Origin of the sequence: uncultured Leifsonia sp., from assembly GCF_945957465.1 — a bacterium.
Lineage (GTDB): Bacteria > Actinomycetota > Actinomycetes > Actinomycetales > Microbacteriaceae > Leifsonia.
In genome coordinates this window covers 1-17268 of the sequence record NZ_CAMFLC010000003.1, presented here as the reverse complement: position 1 = coordinate 17268, position 17268 = coordinate 1, and the positions used below count along the sequence as shown (strand labels likewise).

General features: G+C 69.5%; 15 protein-coding genes. 14 read left to right on the top strand and 1 reads right to left on the bottom strand.

Features of this window, described 5'->3' with window-relative positions; translation table 11 throughout:
- Nucleotides 1-23: 23 nt before the first annotated feature.
- Genes coaD through mutM form a run of 8 tightly spaced genes read left to right on the top strand, consistent with a single transcriptional unit; the run spans nucleotide 24 to nucleotide 7645 of the window.
- Nucleotides 24-506 carry a pantetheine-phosphate adenylyltransferase gene (coaD, locus tag Q0Q23_RS02310; RefSeq protein ID WP_295118713.1) on the top strand — a complete coding sequence of 161 codons (483 nt, stop codon included), beginning with the start codon at nucleotides 24-26 and terminating at the stop codon, nucleotides 504-506.
- 13 nt (nucleotides 507-519) lie between these two features.
- Entirely contained in the window at nucleotides 520-1614 is a 1095-nt protein-coding gene (locus Q0Q23_RS02305; RefSeq protein WP_295118710.1) for a MoxR family ATPase, read from the top strand.
- Nucleotides 1615-1616: 2 nt separating this feature from the next.
- Nucleotides 1617-2957, top strand: a complete 1341-nt coding sequence (locus Q0Q23_RS02300; RefSeq protein ID WP_295118706.1) for a DUF58 domain-containing protein — start codon at nucleotides 1617-1619, stop codon at nucleotides 2955-2957.
- Nucleotides 2950-5211, top strand: coding sequence for a DUF3488 and transglutaminase-like domain-containing protein (locus Q0Q23_RS02295; RefSeq protein WP_295118703.1), 2262 nt, complete (start codon nucleotides 2950-2952; stop codon nucleotides 5209-5211). Before Q0Q23_RS02300 ends, Q0Q23_RS02295 begins: the two co-directional genes overlap by 8 nt.
- 59 nt (nucleotides 5212-5270) lie before the next feature.
- Nucleotides 5271-5795, top strand: a complete 525-nt coding sequence (locus Q0Q23_RS02290; RefSeq protein ID WP_295119110.1) for a DUF177 domain-containing protein — start codon at nucleotides 5271-5273, stop codon at nucleotides 5793-5795.
- Nucleotides 5796-5797: 2 nt separating this feature from the next.
- Nucleotides 5798-6001, top strand: coding sequence for a 50S ribosomal protein L32 (gene rpmF / locus Q0Q23_RS02285; protein WP_055919953.1), 204 nt, complete (start codon nucleotides 5798-5800; stop codon nucleotides 5999-6001).
- A 29-nt stretch (nucleotides 6002-6030) separates the two neighbouring features.
- The gene (rnc, locus tag Q0Q23_RS02280) at nucleotides 6031-6744 is read left to right on the top strand and encodes a ribonuclease III (protein WP_295118696.1); all 714 of its coding nucleotides are present in this window, start codon (nucleotides 6031-6033) and stop codon (nucleotides 6742-6744) included.
- Nucleotides 6722-7645 carry a bifunctional DNA-formamidopyrimidine glycosylase/DNA-(apurinic or apyrimidinic site) lyase gene (mutM, locus tag Q0Q23_RS02275; RefSeq protein WP_295118693.1) on the top strand — a complete coding sequence of 308 codons (924 nt, stop codon included), beginning with the start codon at nucleotides 6722-6724 and terminating at the stop codon, nucleotides 7643-7645. Before rnc ends, mutM begins: the two co-directional genes overlap by 23 nt.
- An 83-nt stretch (nucleotides 7646-7728) precedes the next feature.
- Here the strand turns inward: mutM and Q0Q23_RS02270 are convergent, their stop codons facing one another.
- Nucleotides 7729-8829, bottom strand: a complete 1101-nt coding sequence (locus tag Q0Q23_RS02270; RefSeq protein WP_295118690.1) for a GNAT family N-acetyltransferase — start codon at nucleotides 8827-8829, stop codon at nucleotides 7729-7731.
- Between the two features lie 182 nt (nucleotides 8830-9011).
- Between Q0Q23_RS02270 and Q0Q23_RS02265 the strand changes: the two genes are divergently transcribed.
- The 6 genes from Q0Q23_RS02265 to smc form a co-directional block, all read left to right on the top strand.
- On the top strand, nucleotides 9012-10232 hold the full coding sequence (locus Q0Q23_RS02265; RefSeq protein ID WP_295118688.1) for a branched-chain amino acid ABC transporter substrate-binding protein: 1221 nt from the start codon (nucleotides 9012-9014) through the stop codon (nucleotides 10230-10232).
- 112 nt (nucleotides 10233-10344) lie between these two features.
- Nucleotides 10345-11355 (top strand): branched-chain amino acid ABC transporter permease, encoded by a 1011-nt coding sequence (locus Q0Q23_RS02260; protein ID WP_295118685.1) that lies wholly within the window; start codon nucleotides 10345-10347, stop codon nucleotides 11353-11355.
- Nucleotides 11352-12512: a branched-chain amino acid ABC transporter permease gene (locus Q0Q23_RS02255; protein ID WP_295118682.1), complete on the top strand. Its 1161-nt coding sequence runs from the start codon at nucleotides 11352-11354 to the stop codon at nucleotides 12510-12512. Before Q0Q23_RS02260 ends, Q0Q23_RS02255 begins: the two co-directional genes overlap by 4 nt.
- On the top strand, nucleotides 12509-13423 hold the full coding sequence (locus Q0Q23_RS02250; protein ID WP_295118679.1) for an ABC transporter ATP-binding protein: 915 nt from the start codon (nucleotides 12509-12511) through the stop codon (nucleotides 13421-13423). Before Q0Q23_RS02255 ends, Q0Q23_RS02250 begins: the two co-directional genes overlap by 4 nt.
- Nucleotides 13416-14123, top strand: coding sequence for an ABC transporter ATP-binding protein (locus Q0Q23_RS02245; protein WP_363316231.1), 708 nt, complete (start codon nucleotides 13416-13418; stop codon nucleotides 14121-14123). The genes Q0Q23_RS02250 and Q0Q23_RS02245 overlap by 8 nt, the downstream gene beginning before the upstream one ends.
- A 108-nt stretch (nucleotides 14124-14231) precedes the next feature.
- Nucleotides 14232-17268 (top strand): chromosome segregation protein SMC (gene smc, locus Q0Q23_RS02240; RefSeq protein ID WP_295118671.1); only part of this gene is annotated, 3037 nt, incomplete at its 3' end.

Genomic DNA, 17268 nt, shown 5'->3' with positions numbered 1-17268 from the left:
ATCGCGGGATAGTCTGGACGCCTATGAACAGGATCGCCGTAGTCCCTGGATCGTTCGACCCGGTCACTCTCGGGCACCTCGACGTCATCGAGCGGGCCGCGCGACTCTGGGACGAGGTGCACGTGCTGGTCGTCCACAATCCGGACAAGTCGGCGTTGCTGCCGATCGCCCAACGAGTCGCCCTCATCGAACGGTCCATCGAGGACGCGGGGATCGGCGGCCGCATCATCGTCGCGTCCTGGTCGGTCGGCCTCCTCGTCGACTACTGCACCGACGTCGGCGCCGACGTGCTGGTCAAGGGCATCCGCTCCCAGGTCGACGTCGCCTACGAGACGCCGATGGCGATCGTCAACCGGCACCTGGCCGACGTGGAGACCGTCTTCCTCCTGCCCGACCCGGCCAACGCGCACGTCTCGAGTTCCCTCGTGCGGCAGGTGGCCTCCCTCGGCGGGGACGTGAGCCCCTACGTTCCCTCCGCGGTATCCGAACTGCTGTCGACCACATGACCCGGGTGGAGAGATGAACAGTTACGCGACGCGTCAGCCCACCGAATCCTCGGTGGGCCCGGAGGTGGACGGCCTGCCCGCGCCCGGAATGGACCTCGACGAGCTGAGACGCGCCGCGGAGCAGATCACCGCCAACGTCGAATCCGTCATCGACGGCAAGCACGAAGCGGTGCAGACGGCGCTCGTCGTGCTGCTCGCCGAGGGCCACCTGCTGATCGAAGACGTGCCAGGGGTCGGCAAGACGATGCTGGCCAAGTCGCTCGCCAAGTCGGTCGACTGCTCGGTGAGCCGCATCCAGTTCACCCCCGACCTGCTGCCGAGCGACGTCACGGGCGTCTCGGTCTACAACCAGGCGGAGCGACGCTTCGAGTTCAAGCCGGGAGCCGTGTTCGCGAACATCGTGATCGGCGACGAGATCAACCGCGCCAGCCCCAAGACCCAGTCCGCTCTGCTGGAGTGCATGGAGGAGCGGCAGGTGACGGTCGACGGCTCCACGTATCCGCTCGCGGCGCCGTTCATCGTGGTGGCGACCCAGAACCCGGTCGAGATGGAGGGCACGTACGCCCTTCCGGAGGCGCAGCGCGACCGGTTCATGGCCCGTATCGCGATGGGCTATCCCGATGAGACGTCCGAACTGGCCATGCTGACGACCCGGGACACCTCCAGCCCGCTGTCGCGCATCGGCCCGGTGGTGACCGCCGATCAGCTGCGGTCGATGATGACGACGGCGCGCGCCGTCTACGCCTCCGCCCCGGTCAAGCAGTACGCCGTCGATCTGGTGCGGGCGACGAGGGAGGACAGGGACCTCCGGCTCGGTGCGAGCCCGCGTGCGACTTTGCAGCTCGTGCGGGCGGCCAAGGCGATGGCTGCGCTCGACGGACGCGACTTCGTGCTGCCGGACGACATCGACGTGCTCGCGGTTCCGGTCCTCGGTCACCGCCTGCTGCCGACCAGCAGGGCGCTGGGCCACCACCACGAGAGCGCGCCGGTGATCGCGGACATCGTGCGCCGCATCGTCGCGGCGACACCGGTGCCCGTGGGCTCGGGCGCCATCGGGGCAGCAACGGGCGGGGCAGGCGGCTCGCCGGCCCGCACAGGCAGGGAGTAGCCGTGCGCGGGCGCGCCGGGGCGTCGTCGCCCGTGCGGAAGCCGCGCCCCACTGCGCGCGGCTGGGCGCTCGGCGCGGTCGGTGTCGTCGCCCTCGCAGCGTCCGCGTGGTTCGGGCGCACGGACGTCCTCTTCGTCGGCGTGTTCCTCACCGTGCTGCCGCTGGCGGCGATGATCTCGGTGACCATCGACCGGCCTCGCCTGACGGTCGGCCGGAGCTTCCATCCCGACGTGGTCGCCGTCGGCGAGCAGGCCACCATCGTGACGACGGCGCGCAACCAGGCGTCGCGGCCGAGCCCGCCCGCGCGGTGGCGCGAGTTCGCCCCCGCCGGCGTGAACGTGCAGCCATCCGCGCCGTTCCCGCGGCTGGGCGCCCACCAGGTGAACGTCGCCCACGGACGCGACACGGTGGTGCTGCGGCAGGATGTCGTGGCCGTGCGACGCGGCTCCCACCCGGTCGGGCCGCTGATCGTCAGCCGGACCGACCCGTTCGGCGTGGCCTACGCGGAGTACGCGGTGGGGCAGCCCCGCCCGTTCCTCGTGACGCCGCGTGTGGTCCCGCTGACGAGCGGCGAGTTGGATGTCGCCCACAGCGAAGGAGCCGAGCACGAACTCCAGCGCCACAGCATTCCGAGCGCTGACGAACTCATCGCCCGGGAGTACCGGCCGGGCGACCCGCTGCGCCGTGTGCACTGGCGGGCCACCGCCCGGCACGACAAGCTCATGGTGCGGCAGGAGGAGCAACGCAGCAACCCGGAGGCCTGGCTGCTGATGGACACACGGCTCACGGCGCGTGCGGCGCCGACCCACCGGCCTGACGAGCAGGCGGACGACCTGTTCGAGACCCTCGTCGAGCTGGTCGCGTCGGTCGGTGTGCACCTGCTCGACGAAGGCTTCGTGCTCAGCGTGGTCGAGACCGCCCCGCGCCAGCTCAACGGCCGCAGCGGTGCGGGGCGCACTGGAACGCTCGGGTCGGTCACCCCGACCTACGACCGCGGGACGGCCGACCGGCTGCTGCTCGCCGACCTCGCGGCCGTGGAGGCCGCACCCGACCTGCGCGACGACGCGGTCGCTGAACTCGCCTCCGGCCTGCGGCGTGCCGGCCGCGCCGTCCCGATCTTCGCCGTGCTGCTCGACGGCACGCCCGAGCTGGGATCGCTGGCGTCCCTGCGCGGCATGGGCGACCCTGCCGTCGCGTTCCTCGCCGATGGCGCCTCGCCCGAGGCGGAGGAGGTCCTGGCCGACGCCGGGTGGCTGTGCGTCGGGTTCGGGGCCGGCGATGACCCGGCCGAGATCTGGCAGCGTGCCCTCGACCGGCAGCGTGCGGTGGTCGGCCATGGTTAGCGAAGCCGTGTCGCTCGGAGCCGTCGGCGTTCGACGCCGGCAGGCCTACTGGCGCATCACCGGCGCGCTCGTCGTGCAGATGCTCGCGCTGAGCATCGCGCTCGTCGGCCTCATCCAGGGCCCGACCTGGTGGTTCGCGCTCATGCTGACCAGTTCGTTCCTGCTGGTCGCCGGCGCGGGTCTGCGGGCGATCGGCGCACGCCGGAGGCTCGTGCCGCTGCTCCTGCTGGTCCTCGCCGCGATGATCATGACGGTCGGGTTCGGCAACGGCACGGGTCTGCTCGGCCTGATCCCCACCGCGGGAACGGTGCAGCGCTGGGGCGACTACGTCCAGCAGGCGATGCTGTCGATCTATCAGCAGGGCACGCCGGCGCAGAGCCTGCCGGAATTCCTGTTCCTGGTGGTCGGCGGGGCGTGCGTGATCGCGATCGTGCTCGACACGCTCGCCGTCGCGTTCCGCGCACCGGCGTACACGGCCGTCGGAGTCGGCATCGTCCTCGTCGTGCCGGGAGCGCTGCTCGGCGACGGGCTCGACCCCGGCGCCCTCGCCGCGTCCGCCGCGGCCTTCCTGTGGCTGCTGCGCTCGGACGTCCGCACGCGACGCCCCGGTGCGGGGCGGCCGGGCGTCTCGCTGTCCGTCGGCGCAGCGGCCGTCGTCGTGGCCATGCTGCTGGCGGGGACGGCGCCCGGGTTCGACAAAGGGGGCGCGACGTCGTTCACCGCGGGCGGCATCTCGATCGGCGGCTCGGTGACGCCGCTGATCGATCTCGGCAAGGATCTGCGGCGGCCCGCGGCAGTCCGCGCACTCACCTACACGACCAACGCTGCGACCGGTCAATACCTCAAGCTGGCGTCGCTCGACCAGTTCACCGGTTCCGTGTGGAAACATCGCGAGCGCGACACCAAGCGCTTGTCGAACGGGGTGGCGATCGGACCGGTCGCCGGGCTCTCGGACAGCGTCAAGACCACCAAGATCTCCACGTCGGTCGAGATCGACGACATGACCAGCCGCTGGCTTCCCGTGCCGGCCCCGGTGCAATCGGTGAAGGGGCTGAACGGCACCTGGTCGTGGGACCCCGACGACCTGACGCTCGGCGGCATCAATGTCACGACCCAGGGGCAGAAGTACACGGCGACCAGTCTGCTGCTCGCGCCGACTGCGGATCAGCTCAAGGCTGCGGGCGGTTTCGTGCCGACGGATGTCGAGCGCGACCTGTTCCTCCCGCCGAACACGCCGGCGATCATCGCGCAGACGGCGTTGACGGCCACGGCTGGCTCCGTCTCGGAGTACGACAAGGCCGTCGCGCTGCAGGACTACTTCCGCGACAACGGCTTCGTCTACTCGACGCAGACTCCGCTCAAGCAGGGCTACGACGGCGACGGGGCCCGGGTGATCGCCCGGTTCCTGGAGGTCAAGAGCGGGTACTGCGTCCACTTCGCGTCCGCCATGGCCCTGATGGCGAGGAGCCTCGGCATCCCGGCGCGCGTCGCCGAGGGCTATCTGCCCGGGACGTCGTCCGGCGGCACGGCCAACAGCCCCGGCACCTACACGGTCACCAGCGACGATCTGCACGCCTGGCCCGAGCTGTACTTCGCGGGTGTGGGCTGGGTGCCGTTCGAGCCGACGGTCGGCCGGGGCACCATCCCGAGCTACACGCGGCCGGAGGCGCTCCCCGGCCAGACGGCGCCGACCTCGGCTCCCGGCGCGTCGTCGGCCCCCCGGCGGCTGGTGCCGACCGACCCGGCCAACGTCGCGGGAGCGGCGGGGACGACCCCGCCGTCGCCGTTGCAGCCCCTGCTCTCCGGCCTCGGCGTGGCGCTGCTGATCCTCGCCGTACTGCTGACGCCCGCCGTTCTGCGGCGGATGCGGAGGCGAGCACGGCTCAGACGGCTGGGCGAATCGTGGGGCGGCGCGGCCGTGGTGTGGGACGAGCTGCGCGACACGGCGCGCGATCTCGGCTGGTCGGCGCCGGATACCGAGACACCGCGGGTCTTCGCGCGCCGCATCGCGGCGGTCGTCGCCGGCTCGCCGGGGGAGGCGGCAGTGCTTCGCCTGCTCGCTGTGCGCGAGCGCGACGCATTCGGGCCGCCGACGCGCGCCGTCGCCGTCGGCCTCGCCGACGACCTCCGGCTGGTCATCGATGCGCTCGAGGCCCAGGCGGGCCGTGCGTTGCGTCTCAAGGCGGCCCTCATCCCTGTGTCGTTGCTGCCAGCGGGCTGGCGGTCGCCTGCGAGCGTCGGGGGAGCCGCGTAAAATAGCCGATCGTGAGCACCTTCAGAAACAGTCCGTACCGCGTCAACGTGTACGACCTCATGCGGCGTCCCGGCGAGATGCGCGAGCAGCGTCTTGCCATCCCTGTCGCCGAGAAGCTGGGCGAGGGGCTGCTGGCCGTGCCCCAGGGCGCGACCATCGACGTCGACCTCCGTCTGGAGTCGATGCACGAGGGCATCCTGGTCACAGCGGAGGCCGAGACGACCGCCACCGGCGTCTGCGGGCGATGCCTGATCGACATCGAGCAGCCTGTCGAAGTCGATTTCCAGGAACTTTTCGCGTATCCTTCTACGGAAGCTTTCGATCATGAGGTTCACGACGACCACGTGGATCTTGAACCTCTGATCAGGGATGCGGTAGTGCTGTCACTGCCGTTTCAGCCGGTGTGCCGGCCGGACTGCCCGGGTCTCGATCCAGAGACCGGGGAGAGGCTGGCGGATGTACCGGACCGCAAGCCGAACGAGACCATCGATCCTCGCTGGTCCGCGCTCGCGGCGTTCCAGGCTTCCGACACCGAGTCCACCAGCAACAACGCCCCGGCCGCCGGGGCTGGAGAAGAGAGATAGTCATGGCCGTTCCGAAGCGGAAGCAGTCTCGCGCCAACACCCACGCCCGTCGTTCGCAGTGGAAGGCCGAGGTCCCCACGCTCGTCAAGTCGATCGAGAACGGCAAGGTCGTCTACAGCCTCCCGCACCGTGCCAAGGTCGTCGAGGACTCCGCGGGCACCGCGCTGTTCATGGAGTACAAGGGCCGCAAGGTCGCCGACGTCTGATCAGCGTTCGTAGGTCAGCCGAGCACCGCATGGCCGGCGAGAATTCTGATCGCACTGCGCTCATCGAGAAGCTCGGGGTCGACATCGACCCCGAGCTTCTCGAGCTTGCGCTGACCCACCGTTCCTACGCATACGAGCACGGCGGCATCCCGAACAACGAGCGCCTGGAGTTCCTGGGCGATTCGATCCTGGGACAAGCCGTCACCGTCAAGCTGTTCCGCGAGAACCCCGAACTCGACGAGGGCGAACTGGCGAAGCGCCGGGCCAGCCTGGTGAGCTCCGTCGCACTGGCGGAGGTCGCCCGTAGCATCGGCCTGGGGGAGTACCTGCGCCTGGGGCGCGGCGAGAACCAGAGCGGAGGGCGCGACAAGGCGTCCATCCTCGCCGACACCGTCGAGGCGCTCATCGGCGCCGCATACCTCGACGCCGGCGGCGACGAGGCGACGGCTCTCGTCCTGAGGCTGGTCGATCCGCTGCTGGCCGATCCGGACCGCTTCGGCGCCGCGATGGACCCGAAGACGAGCCTGCAGGAGGCCGCGGCACACCGCGGCGCCGGGCTCCCCGTCTACTCCGTGACGAACACCGGGCCGGACCATTCGAAGACATTCCACGCCACCGTTTCGGTGGGAGACCTCGTGACCGCGACCGGCGAGGGCACGAGCAAGAAGCAGGCCGAGATGGCCGCCGCGCTCAACGCCTGGACCGAGCTGACCCGCCGCCGTGCCCGAGCTCCCCGAGGTTGAGGTCGTACGCGCCGGGCTCGCTCCCGCGGTCAGCGGCGCGACGATCCTGGGCGTGGAGGTCTTCGAGCAGCGCTCACTGAAGCGGCACGACCCTCTCGCCGGCGCCTTCGAGACGTTGCTGACCGGACGGGTCATGCAGACGCCCGCCCGGCGCGGCAAGTTCCTCTGGATTCCGTTGCAGGGCGCCCCACGCCGCGCGATCGTGGCGCACCTGGGCATGAGCGGGCAGATCCTGCTCCGCGAGCCGGGGTGGGAGGAGCCCGGGCTGCTGCGCATCCGGCTGCACATCGAGACGGCCGCGACCCTGCCGGGCGACCGCCGCGAGTTGTGGGTGCACTTCGTGGACCAGCGGATCTTCGGCTCGATGGCCGTCGACAGCTTGGTTCCGACAGCGGACGGTGCTCCCGCAGGTCTCGGAACCGATGAGCCGCTCCTGCCGACGCAGGTGGCGCACATCGCCCGCGACCCGCTCGACCCCGCCTTCGACGACTCGGCGTTCGCGGTCTCCCTCACCCGCAAGAACAGCGGGATCAAACGCGTGCTGCTCGACCAGACGGTCGTCAGCGGAATCGGCAACATCTACGCCGACGAAGCCCTGTGGGCGGCGCGGATCCATTACGAGCAGCCGGCGTCGTCACTGAGCCGGGCGAAGGTGCGCACGCTGCTGGCGGAGGTCCGGCACGTACTCGACAAGGCGCTGGCGGAGGGCGGCACCAGCTTCGACGCGCAGTACGTGAACGTGAACGGCAACTCGGGGTACTTCGCGCACAGCCTCAACGCCTACGGCCAGGAGGGCAAGCCGTGCCCGCGTTGCGGAACGCCGATCGTCCGCGAGCGCTTCATGAACCGCTCATCGCACTTCTGCCCGCACTGCCAACGCCTGCGCTCACCACGCCCCTGACTCCGCCATCTTCCGTCTCGGGATTCGTCACGAATCGCGAGATTCGTGGCACGAAAGTCGACATTCGTGACGAATGCCGAAGGTCAGTCGAGCGTCTTCTGCCAGTGCCCGGTCAACGCGTGCAGCTGGAAGCCGAACGCCCGGTTGATGGCGAGCATCGGGATGTTCTCGTCCGCGTTCCACGTCAGCAGCCGCGTGATGTGCGGGGCATGCGTCGCCAGCTCGCGGATGTTGTGCAGCTTGACGAGCGTGCCGAGCCGGTGGCCCCGGTGCGGGACGGCGACCAGCGTGTCGTACTGCTCCGCTTTGTGGCCGTCCGCCGGCACCGCGATCTCCGTGTACGCCGCCAGCTCGCCGGATGCGATGTGCTGGGCCGCAGTGACCAGCAGCGGCTCGCCGCGCTCCGCCAGTTCGCGCTCTTGAGCCCGAACGCGTTCACCGGTCCACTCCTCACGGTCGAGGGCGATGCCGCTGTGCGGCACGTCGATCGTCATCCGCGCCTTCAACGTCGCGAACGGCTCGACCAGGTCGTCGGGAGCGTGCCCCAGCCAGGAGACGGGGCGATAGCCGGTCGCGGACGCGGCCGTGCTCGCCAGGCCGGCCTCCCGCGCGGGCGGCAGCGGTAGCCGCAACTCGCTCGATCGCTCGATCTGGCCGAGCCGGAAGCCCCGTCGCAGGGCGAAACGCACGTCGGGGGACTCGGCCGGGAGGCCGACGCCCCCTGGCGCCGCCCGCACCACCGACACGCTGTCGCCCAGGGTGCGCGCCGGATGCTCGGTGTACGCGCTCACCACACGCCGGCCGCCCTCGGCGGCGAGCTCTTCTCCCGCCGCCAGAAGCGCCGTGCCGATGCCACGACCGCGCGCCGCGGGAGCGACGTCGATCAGCAGCGAGACCGTCTCTGCGTGCTCGTCGAGCGGGAAGTCCGCCTGCACCCGGCCCACGATCACGTCGTCCTCGATGGCGACGAGCAGGATCTTCTCCTGATAGTCCTGCGCGCGGAACGACGCGAGCGCCTCCTCCGCCGTCTCCACGAAGTCGTCCGCTCCCCAGAGGGCGACGCTGATGCCGTTGAGGACGCCGACCAGTTCTTCGAAGGCGGCCGATTCCGCGGTGCCCAGCGTGGCGGGAGGCATGAGCCGCTCGATGCGCACCGTCACCTCCCACTGTGTGCGGCGAACCATTTAGAGTAGCTCGCTTCGCGATCGCTGTGAAGAGCATCGGCCGGTTTGGTTTCGATCGTGTAAATCTGGGCGGAAATGTCGGGTGCAAATGCTTGCGGCGCATGTAGTCTCAGCACACATATTCGTGGTGCGACGTGGCAATCACGCCGCGTTCGACACGGATTCACGTCGAGAGGCAGAAGATGCTAGGAAAGAAAGTCACGGTAGGTGCGGCTGTTGCAGCGTCAGTCGCACTGCTCCTCGTGGGCTGTGCCAACCAGCCGTCCACAGGAGGCTCCACCAGCTCCAACTCGAAGGTGAACATCCCGGCGATCACCTCCGTGGACACCCCCAAAGACGCGGTGCTTCCCGCGGGTGACGGCAAGGCGACCTGCCCCTCGGGTCTGACCATCGCGTACGTCGGCGCCGAGACCGGCCCCAACGCCCAGCTCGGCATCAACATCTACAACGGCGTCCAGCTCGCCATCGACCAGCACAACGCGTCGAACAAGGGCTGCCAGGTCGGCTTCAAGAAGTTCGACACCGAGGGCGACCCGAACAAGGCGACCGGCCCGGTGACCCAGGCGGTCAACGAGTCCGACATCATCGGTGTCGTCGGCCTGCCGTTCTCCGGTGAGTCCAAGGCGACCGGCAACATCTTCGAGCAGCAGGGCCTCGTCCACATCACTCCGTCGGCGACCAACCCCGGCCTGACCCAGAACGGCTGGAAGACCTTCTTCCGCGGCCTGGGCAACGACGCGGTCCAGGGCCCGGCTGCGGCGAAGTTCATGACCGACAAGCTCAAGGCCAAGAAGGTCTACCTGGTGCAGGACGACTCCGACTACGGAATCGGCCTCGGCACCACGACCTCGAAGGCGCTCGGCAGCGCACTCGTGGGCACCGACAAGGTGACCACCGGCCAGAAGGACTTCTCGGCCGTGATCTCCAAGATCCTGAACGCCAAGCCGGACGCGGTCTACTACTCGGGCTACTACGCCGAGGGTGCGCCGTTCGACCAGCAGCTGGTGAACAAGGGCTACACGGGCACGTTCGTCGGCCCCGACGGCGTGAAGGACGACCAGTTCATCAAGCTGGCCGGCGACGCGTCCAACAACGCGTACTTCACCTGCCCCTGCATCCCGGGCGAGCTGATCCCGACCTTCGAGTCGGACTACAAGAAGCTCGCGAACGCCGAGCCCGGAACCTACTCGATCGAGGGCTACGACGCCACCACCGTCCTGCTCGCGGGCATCGACAAGGGCAAGACGACCCGCGCCGACCTGGTCGACTGGGTCAAGAACTACGACGCCGACGGCCTGAGCAAGCACTACAAGTGGGATTCCACGGGTGAGCTGCAGGCGCCGACCGTCTACGGCTACAAGGTCGAGAGCGGCAAGATCGTTCCGATCGGCACCATCGGATAGCGCGACACACGAAGGTGCCGCGGGCCACCGTGGCCCGCGGCACCTTTGTTTCGACTCTCACTAGAACTGAGCCGGACCAACGACGATCCGGCACTGAACCCTGGAAGTTCGAATGCTCGAAACCCTCCTCCTCGTCCATCCCGTCCTCGACAACTCCTGGATCAACTTCGACGTCAACGCGCTCGTCCAGAACTTCTGGAGCGCGACCTTCGACGGTCTCACCTTCGGTGCCATCTACGGCCTGATCGCCGTCGGCTACACGCTCGTCTACGGCGTGCTGAACCTGATCAACTTCGCGCACTCCGAGGTCTTCATTGTCGGTGCGTACGGCGTTGTCATCACCCTCACCTCGCTCGGCTTCGGCCCGAGCGCGCCCAATCTGAGCCCGGCTGCGATCGTCGGCGACCTCTTACTGGCCTTGATCGTCGGCATGGCGGCATCGGCCTTCACCGCCTGGGTGCTCGAACGCGTCGCCTACCGACCCCTGCGAAGACGGAACGCGCCACGCCTCGTGTTCCTCATCACGGCGATCGGCGCCTCGTTCACGATCCAGTACCTGATCTTCCTGATCCGGGGCGCGAACGCGGAGCCGGCGGTGACGATGTTCGTCCCGAGGCCGGTGTTCGACGTCTTCGGGACGATCGTGAACAGCCAGCAGATCATCATCGTGGTGGCCTCGGTGATCCTGATGATCGCCACCGACTGGTTCATCCGCCGCACCCGCACCGGCCGCGGCATCCGCGCCGTCGCGCAGGACGCCGACACGGCGACGCTGATGGGCGTGAACAAGGAGCGGATCATCCAGATCACCTTCATCACCGGCGGTGTCCTCGCGGGCGCGGCTGCGCTGTTCTACGTGATGCTGGTGCCCTCTGGCGTGATCTACAACGGCGGCTTCGTGCTGGGTGTGAAGGCGTTCGCCGCCGCCGTCCTCGGCGGCATCGGCAACGTCCGGGGCGCACTCCTCGGAGGCCTGCTGCTGGGCATCATCGGCAACTACGGCCAGATCCTGCTCGGTGACTCGCAGTGGACCGACGTCGTCGCCTTCGTCGTCCTCGTCCTCGTGCTCCTGGTCAAGCCGACGGGAATCCTCGGCACCTCCCTCGGAAGGAGCCGCGCATGAGCATGACAGAAGGTCCCAGGGTCCTGCCCGACGGGCGGGGGGAGCAGGCCGAAGATGCGATGGAGGCCGGCCGCGCCCGCAAGCGCGGCGGGTTCCTCCAGCCGCTCCGAGATCGGTGGAACGCCCTCCCGCGCGCCGTGCAATGGGCGTGGCTGCTCATCGTCGTCGCGCTGGCGTACGCACTGCCGTACCTGAACTTCTTCCCGCTGACGACCGAGCCCGGCAACGACTGGCCGCTCGCCTGCTTCGCGATGGCGACCTACGGTCTCATCGCGATCGGCCTGAACGTGGTGGTCGGCTACGCCGGCCTCCTCGACCTCGGCTATGTCGCCTTCTTCGCCGTGGGCTCCTACACCGCGGCGATGCTGACCAGCCCCGACTCGCCGTTCCTGAAGATCCCCTATCTGTGGACCATCCCGGTGGCCATGGCGGTGACGATGACGTTCGGAGTCATCCTCGGTGTGCCGACGCTCCGCCTCCGCGGCGACTATCTGGCCATCGTCACGCTCGGCTTCGGTGAGATCGTCCGCATCCTCGCGACGATCATCCCGGCGATGAAGGGCCAGGTCGGCTTCCAGAACGTCGGGCACCCTCCGGGGGAGACCGACAAGGGCATCCCGATCTTCTCGAACTCCAACGGCGTGCCCTGGTATTGGCTCACGGTCACGGTGATCATCGTCATCCTTCTGCTGGTCGGCAACCTGGAGCGCAGCCGCGTCGGTCGCGCGTGGATCGCCATCCGAGAGGACGAGGACGCTGCCGAGATCATGGGCGTGCCCACCTTCAAGTACAAGGTGTGGGCGTTCGCGATCGGCGCCGGCGTCGGCGGTCTCTCCGGCGCGCTGTTCGCCGGTCAGGTGGGCTTCGTCAACAACCAGAAGTTCGACGTGCAGACCTCGATCCTGTTCCTCGCGGCCGTCGTGCTCGGCGGAGCGGGCAACAAGGTCGGCGCGATGATCGGCGGTGCGATCGTCGCGTACATCCCGCTGCGGTTCACCGCGATCGCCGACTACAAGTACCTGATCTTCGGCATCGCGCTCGTGCTGATCATGATCTTCCGTTCGCAGGGCCTGTTCCCCGCGCGCCAGAAGCTGCTGGCGTACGGCAGGCACGCGTACCGGAGAGTGGCCCAGGCGGCGAAGGGAGGCGCACGATGAGCGACCAGGACACGACTGCCGTCCCGGAGGAGGAGCCGGTCCTCGGCGCCAACGAGGAGGACCTCGAGGCAGCCGGGATCGACCTGGAGGTCGCGGAGGCGGCGGCACCCGACCGCGAGATCGCGGTCGAGGTCGGCGAGAACATCGTGGAGGTGCGCAACCTCACGGTGAAGTTCGGCGGCCTCCTCGCCCTCGACGACGTCTCGTTCGACATCCGCCGCGGCGAGATCCTCGGCCTGATCGGTCCGAACGGCGCGGGCAAGACGACGTGCTTCAACGCGATGACCGGCGTCTACAAGCCCACGAGCGGCGACGTGCTGCTCGAGGGCCAGTCGATCAAGGGCCAGAAGCAGCACAAGATCACGCGGCTCGGGCTGGCGCGCACGTTCCAGAACATCCGGCTGTTCGGCGAGATGACGGCACTGGAGAACGTCGTGGTCGGCCTCGACGCGCGGCACAGGACGTCCGTTCCCGGTGCGCTGCTGCGCCTTCCCCGCCACACCCGGGAGGAGAAGTCGGCCATCGAGCGCGGGATGGCGCTGCTGGAGTTCGTGGGCATCGCCGACAACGCGGGCGACCTGTCCCGCTCGCTGCCGTACGGATCGCAGCGTCGTCTGGAGATCGCGCGCGCTCTGGCGACGGACCCGAAGGTGCTCTGCCTGGACGAGCCGGCCGCCGGCTTCAACCCGGCCGAGAAGGAGGAGCTGATGGACCTCATCCGGACCATCCGCGCCGACGGCTACACCGTCCTCCTGATCGAACACGACATGAAGCTGGTCATGGGCGTGACGGATCGCATCGTGGTGCTCGAATTCGGCCGCAAGCTCGCCGACGACGTACCGCAGGAGATCCGGAACGACCCGCGCGTGATCGCCGCCTACCTCGGGGAGCCCGAAGATGACGTTGCTTGAACTGAAGAACATCAGTGTGTCCTACGGGCGCATCGAGGCGATCCACGACATGTCGTTCTCCGTCGAGGAGGGCGAGATCGTCAGCCTGATCGGAGCGAACGGCGCGGGAAAGTCGACCACGATGAAGACCATCTCGGGCATCCTGAACCCGTCGAAGGGCTCCATCCTGTTCGACGGCCAGGACATCACGAAGATGAAGGCGCACATCCGGGTGATCCGGGGCATCTCGCAGGCTCCGGAGGGACGCGGGATCTTCCCGGGTATGACCGTGATGGAGAACCTCGACATGGGGGCCTTCGGCCGTAAGGACCGGTCCAACATGGGCCCGGACTTCGACCGGGTGTTCGCGCTGTTCCCGCGCCTGGCCGAGCGCAAGACGCAGGTGGGCGGCACGATGTCCGGGGGCGAGCAGCAGATGCTCGCCATCGGTCGCGCGCTGATGTCCAACCCGCGGCTGCTGCTGCTCGACGAGCCCTCGATGGGCCTGGCGCCGCAGTTCATCCGGCAGATCTTCTCGATCATCACGGAGATCAACAAGCAGGGCACCACGGTGCTGCTGGTGGAGCAGAACGCCAACCAGGCGCTCGCCCGGGCCAACCGCGCGTTCGTGCTCGAGACGGGGAGCATCACACGCGCCGGAACCGGTCGCGAGCTCCTCGCCGACCCGGCCATCAAGGAGGCCTACCTCGGCGTCGGCTGAGATCCACCCGTCGAGGGGCGCGTCGTCGTCACTTTTCGAGCCGGAAAGTGACAACGACGTGCCCCTCGGCTGCGTAGTGGGACGCGAGACCTCGGGTAGATTCGCACCGTGTATTTGAAGAGTCTGACGCTCAAGGGCTTCAAGTCGTTCGCCACGCCGACGACTTTCGCCTTCGAGCCGGGCGTCACCTGCGTCGTCGGTCCCAACGGGTCCGGCAAGTCGAACGTCGTCGACGCGCTCGCCTGGGTGATGGGCGAGCAGGGCGCCAAGACACTTCGCGGCGGCAAGATGGAGGACGTCATCTTCGCGGGCACCTCCACTCGCGGGCCCCTCGGCCGCGCCGAGGTGCAGCTCACGATCGACAACTCCGACGGCGCCCTCCCGATCGAATACACCGAAGTCACGATCTCGCGCACCCTGTTCCGCAACGGCGGCAGCGAGTACGCCATCAACGGTCAGTCCTGCCGCTTGCTCGACGTGCAGGAACTGCTCAGCGACTCGGGTCTCGGCCGCGAGATGCATGTCATCGTCGGCCAGGGTCAGCTCGACGCCGTGCTGCGCGCCACTCCTGAGGAGCGCCGCGGCTTCATCGAGGAGGCCGCCGGGATCCTCAAGCATCGTCGTCGCAAAGAGAAGACGCTGCGCAAACTGGAGGCCATGCAGACCAACCTGACGCGTCTGAGCGACCTCGCCGGCGAGGTGCGCCGGCAGCTGAAGCCCCTCGGTCATCAGGCGGAGATCGCGCGGGAGGCGCAGTCCATCGCGGCGATCGTGCGCGACGCCCGGGCGCGCCTGCTCGCCGACGACGTCGTCGCGCTGCGGCGCTCCCTCGACGACCACTCGCGGTCGGAGGCCGAGCGGCACAGTGAGCAGATCGTGCTGCAGGAGCAGCTGGAGCAGAAGCAGCTGCGGCGCACCCGCCTGGAGCAGGCGCAGGTCGGCGACGCCGTCGACGTCGCCCGCAGCACCGCGTTCGCGCTCGAGCAGGCACAGGACCGGCTCCGCAGCCTCTACACCCTGGCGACCCAGCGGCTGGCGCTGCTCGGGAGCCAGGCGGAGGCGACCGACGACGGACCGCGGGTCAGCCCGCAGATGGTCCAGGACGCCGCCGACGAAGTCGAGCGCCTCCGCGGCGCCGTCGCCGAGGCCGAGGCGGTGTGGGAGGCCGCCCAGGCCACGACCCGCGCGGCCCGCGCCCGGCTCGACTCCGTCGATGAGGAGATCGCCGCCCAGAGCGCCCTGGTCTCCAAGCACGATCTGGAGATCAGCAAGCTCAACGGGCAGGCGGAGGCCGCGGCGCAGCGCCTGGCGGCCGTGCGCGGCGAGGTGCTCCGGCAGCAGAATGCACTCGACGCCGCGACCGAGCGTCGCGAGAAGGCCCGCTCGGAGTTCGCAGCCCGTGAGGCGGACGCCGAGTTCGCCGACCCGGGTGAGGGCAGCCTCGACGAGGCGTACGAACTCGCACAGGCCGACGTGTTCGAGGCGGAGGGACTCATCGAGACGCTCCGCGACGACCTGCACGCGCTGGAACGCGAACGCGACGCTCTCGCGGCGCGCACGTCCGCCCTTTCGCTTGCGCTCGATCAGAAGGACGGTTCGGCCGCACTGGTGGGCGCCCGCCTGGCCGGCGTGCGCGGGCTGGTCGCCGAGCACCTCCGGGTGCACCCGGGGTTCGAGACCGCGATCGCGGCCGCACTGGGAACACTGGCCGACGCCGTGCTCGCAGACACCAGGGAAGCCGCCTTCGAGGCCGTCGGGCACGCGGCGGCGGACGACCTCGGCCGGGTGGAGGTCGTCGTCGCCGACGCAGCGGCGCCCGAGGTCGACCTCGGCGGCGTGGCCGGAGTCGTGCCCGCGCGGTCGGTGGTCGACGGCCCCTCGGGCGTCGCGGGGCTGCTGGCGTTCACAGCGATCGCCGACGACCTCGACGCCGCGCGCGCCGCGGCGGAGGCGTTCCGCGGGCGCGGTCTGGGCGCCCCGGTCACGTTGATCACACGTGCCGGGGATGTGCTCACCGACTTCGTGCTGCGCGGCGGCTCGGGCGCCAAGCAGAGCCGCATCGAGCTCGTCGCCGAACGCGACGCCGCCCAGGAGCGGCTCGACGAGGTGACCTCCCTCATCGATCGCGCGCGCTTCGCGTTGGCCGAACAGCGCGGAGTGGTGCAGGTGGCCAAGGAGCAGTCGCAGGCGGCGCTGTCGGCACTGCGGGAGTTCGACGCGAAGCTGGCGGCGCAGACCGAGCAGCTCAACCGGCTGCGCGTGCAGGCGGAGGCCGCCGAAGCGGAGTTCGACCGGCTCAGCCGTGCGCTCGAGCAGGCGGCCGAGCGGGTCGCCGACGCCGAGCGGGCGGCCGAGACCGCGAAGTCCGAGCTGGAGGTCGCCCGGTCGCGTCCGCGGCCGATCCTGGACGTCTCGGCTCGCGATGGCCTCTCACGCGAACTGGAGGCCGCGCGCGAGGCCGAGGTGGAGTCCCGCCTGGGCGTGGAGACCGCCAAGGAGCGTGTCCGCGCCGAGCAGGCGCGCGGCGCGGCCCTCGCCCGGCAGTTGGAGGCCGAGCGCGCTGCAGCCGAGGAGGCCGCGCGGCGCGCCGTGATCCGCCGCAGGCAGCTCGACGCGGCACAGGGCGTCGTCGACGCGCTGCCGGCCGTGCTCGCCTCCGCCGATCGGTCCGTGGCGCAGGCGCGTGTCGAGCTGGCGACCGCGGAGGCGCAGCGTGCGAGTCAGAACGAGGAGCTCGCCGCCGTGCGCCGCGAGGAGTCAGCGATCCGCGAGCGCCTGCACACGATCACCGAGGCGGTGCACGGGCTCGAGCTGCAGATCTATGAGAAGAAGCTGCACCTGTCGAGCCTGCTCGAGCGTGCGGGCAGCGAGCTCGGGCTCGTGGAGGACGTGCTCGTCGCCGAGTACGGCCCGGACGTGCTGATCCCCGTCGAGCGGACGACCGACGACGACGGAGGCGACCGCGCCGAGGCGGTGGACGGTGCCGGCGACGAGCCGCAGGGCCTCCCGTTCGTCCGCGAGCAGCAGCAGAAGCGCCTGGCCGCGGCCGAGCGCAAGCTCGCCCAGCTCGGCCGGGTCAATCCGCTGGCACTGGAGGAGTTCGCGGCGCTGGAGCAGCGGCACAAGTTCCTCACCGAGCAGCTGA

Bases quoted from the DNA above. Each gene is read 5' to 3' on its own strand.
- coaD (WP_295118713.1), top strand. From the start codon at position 24: ATGAACAGGATCGCCGTAGTCCCTGGATCGTTCGACCCGGTCACTCTC.
- Q0Q23_RS02305 (WP_295118710.1), top strand. From the start codon at position 520: ATGAACAGTTACGCGACGCGTCAGCCCACCGAATCCTCGGTGGGCCCG.
- Q0Q23_RS02295 (WP_295118703.1), top strand. From the start codon at position 2,950: ATGGTTAGCGAAGCCGTGTCGCTCGGAGCCGTCGGCGTTCGACGCCGG.
- Q0Q23_RS02290 (WP_295119110.1), top strand. From the start codon at position 5,271: ATGCGGCGTCCCGGCGAGATGCGCGAGCAGCGTCTTGCCATCCCTGTC.
- rpmF (WP_055919953.1), top strand. From the start codon at position 5,798: ATGGCCGTTCCGAAGCGGAAGCAGTCTCGCGCCAACACCCACGCCCGT.
- rnc (WP_295118696.1), top strand. From the start codon at position 6,031: ATGGCCGGCGAGAATTCTGATCGCACTGCGCTCATCGAGAAGCTCGGG.
- Q0Q23_RS02270 (WP_295118690.1), bottom strand. From the start codon at position 8,829: ATGGTTCGCCGCACACAGTGGGAGGTGACGGTGCGCATCGAGCGGCTC.
- Q0Q23_RS02265 (WP_295118688.1), top strand. From the start codon at position 9,012: ATGCTAGGAAAGAAAGTCACGGTAGGTGCGGCTGTTGCAGCGTCAGTC.
- Q0Q23_RS02260 (WP_295118685.1), top strand. From the start codon at position 10,345: ATGCTCGAAACCCTCCTCCTCGTCCATCCCGTCCTCGACAACTCCTGG.
- Q0Q23_RS02255 (WP_295118682.1), top strand. From the start codon at position 11,352: ATGAGCATGACAGAAGGTCCCAGGGTCCTGCCCGACGGGCGGGGGGAG.
- Q0Q23_RS02250 (WP_295118679.1), top strand. From the start codon at position 12,509: ATGAGCGACCAGGACACGACTGCCGTCCCGGAGGAGGAGCCGGTCCTC.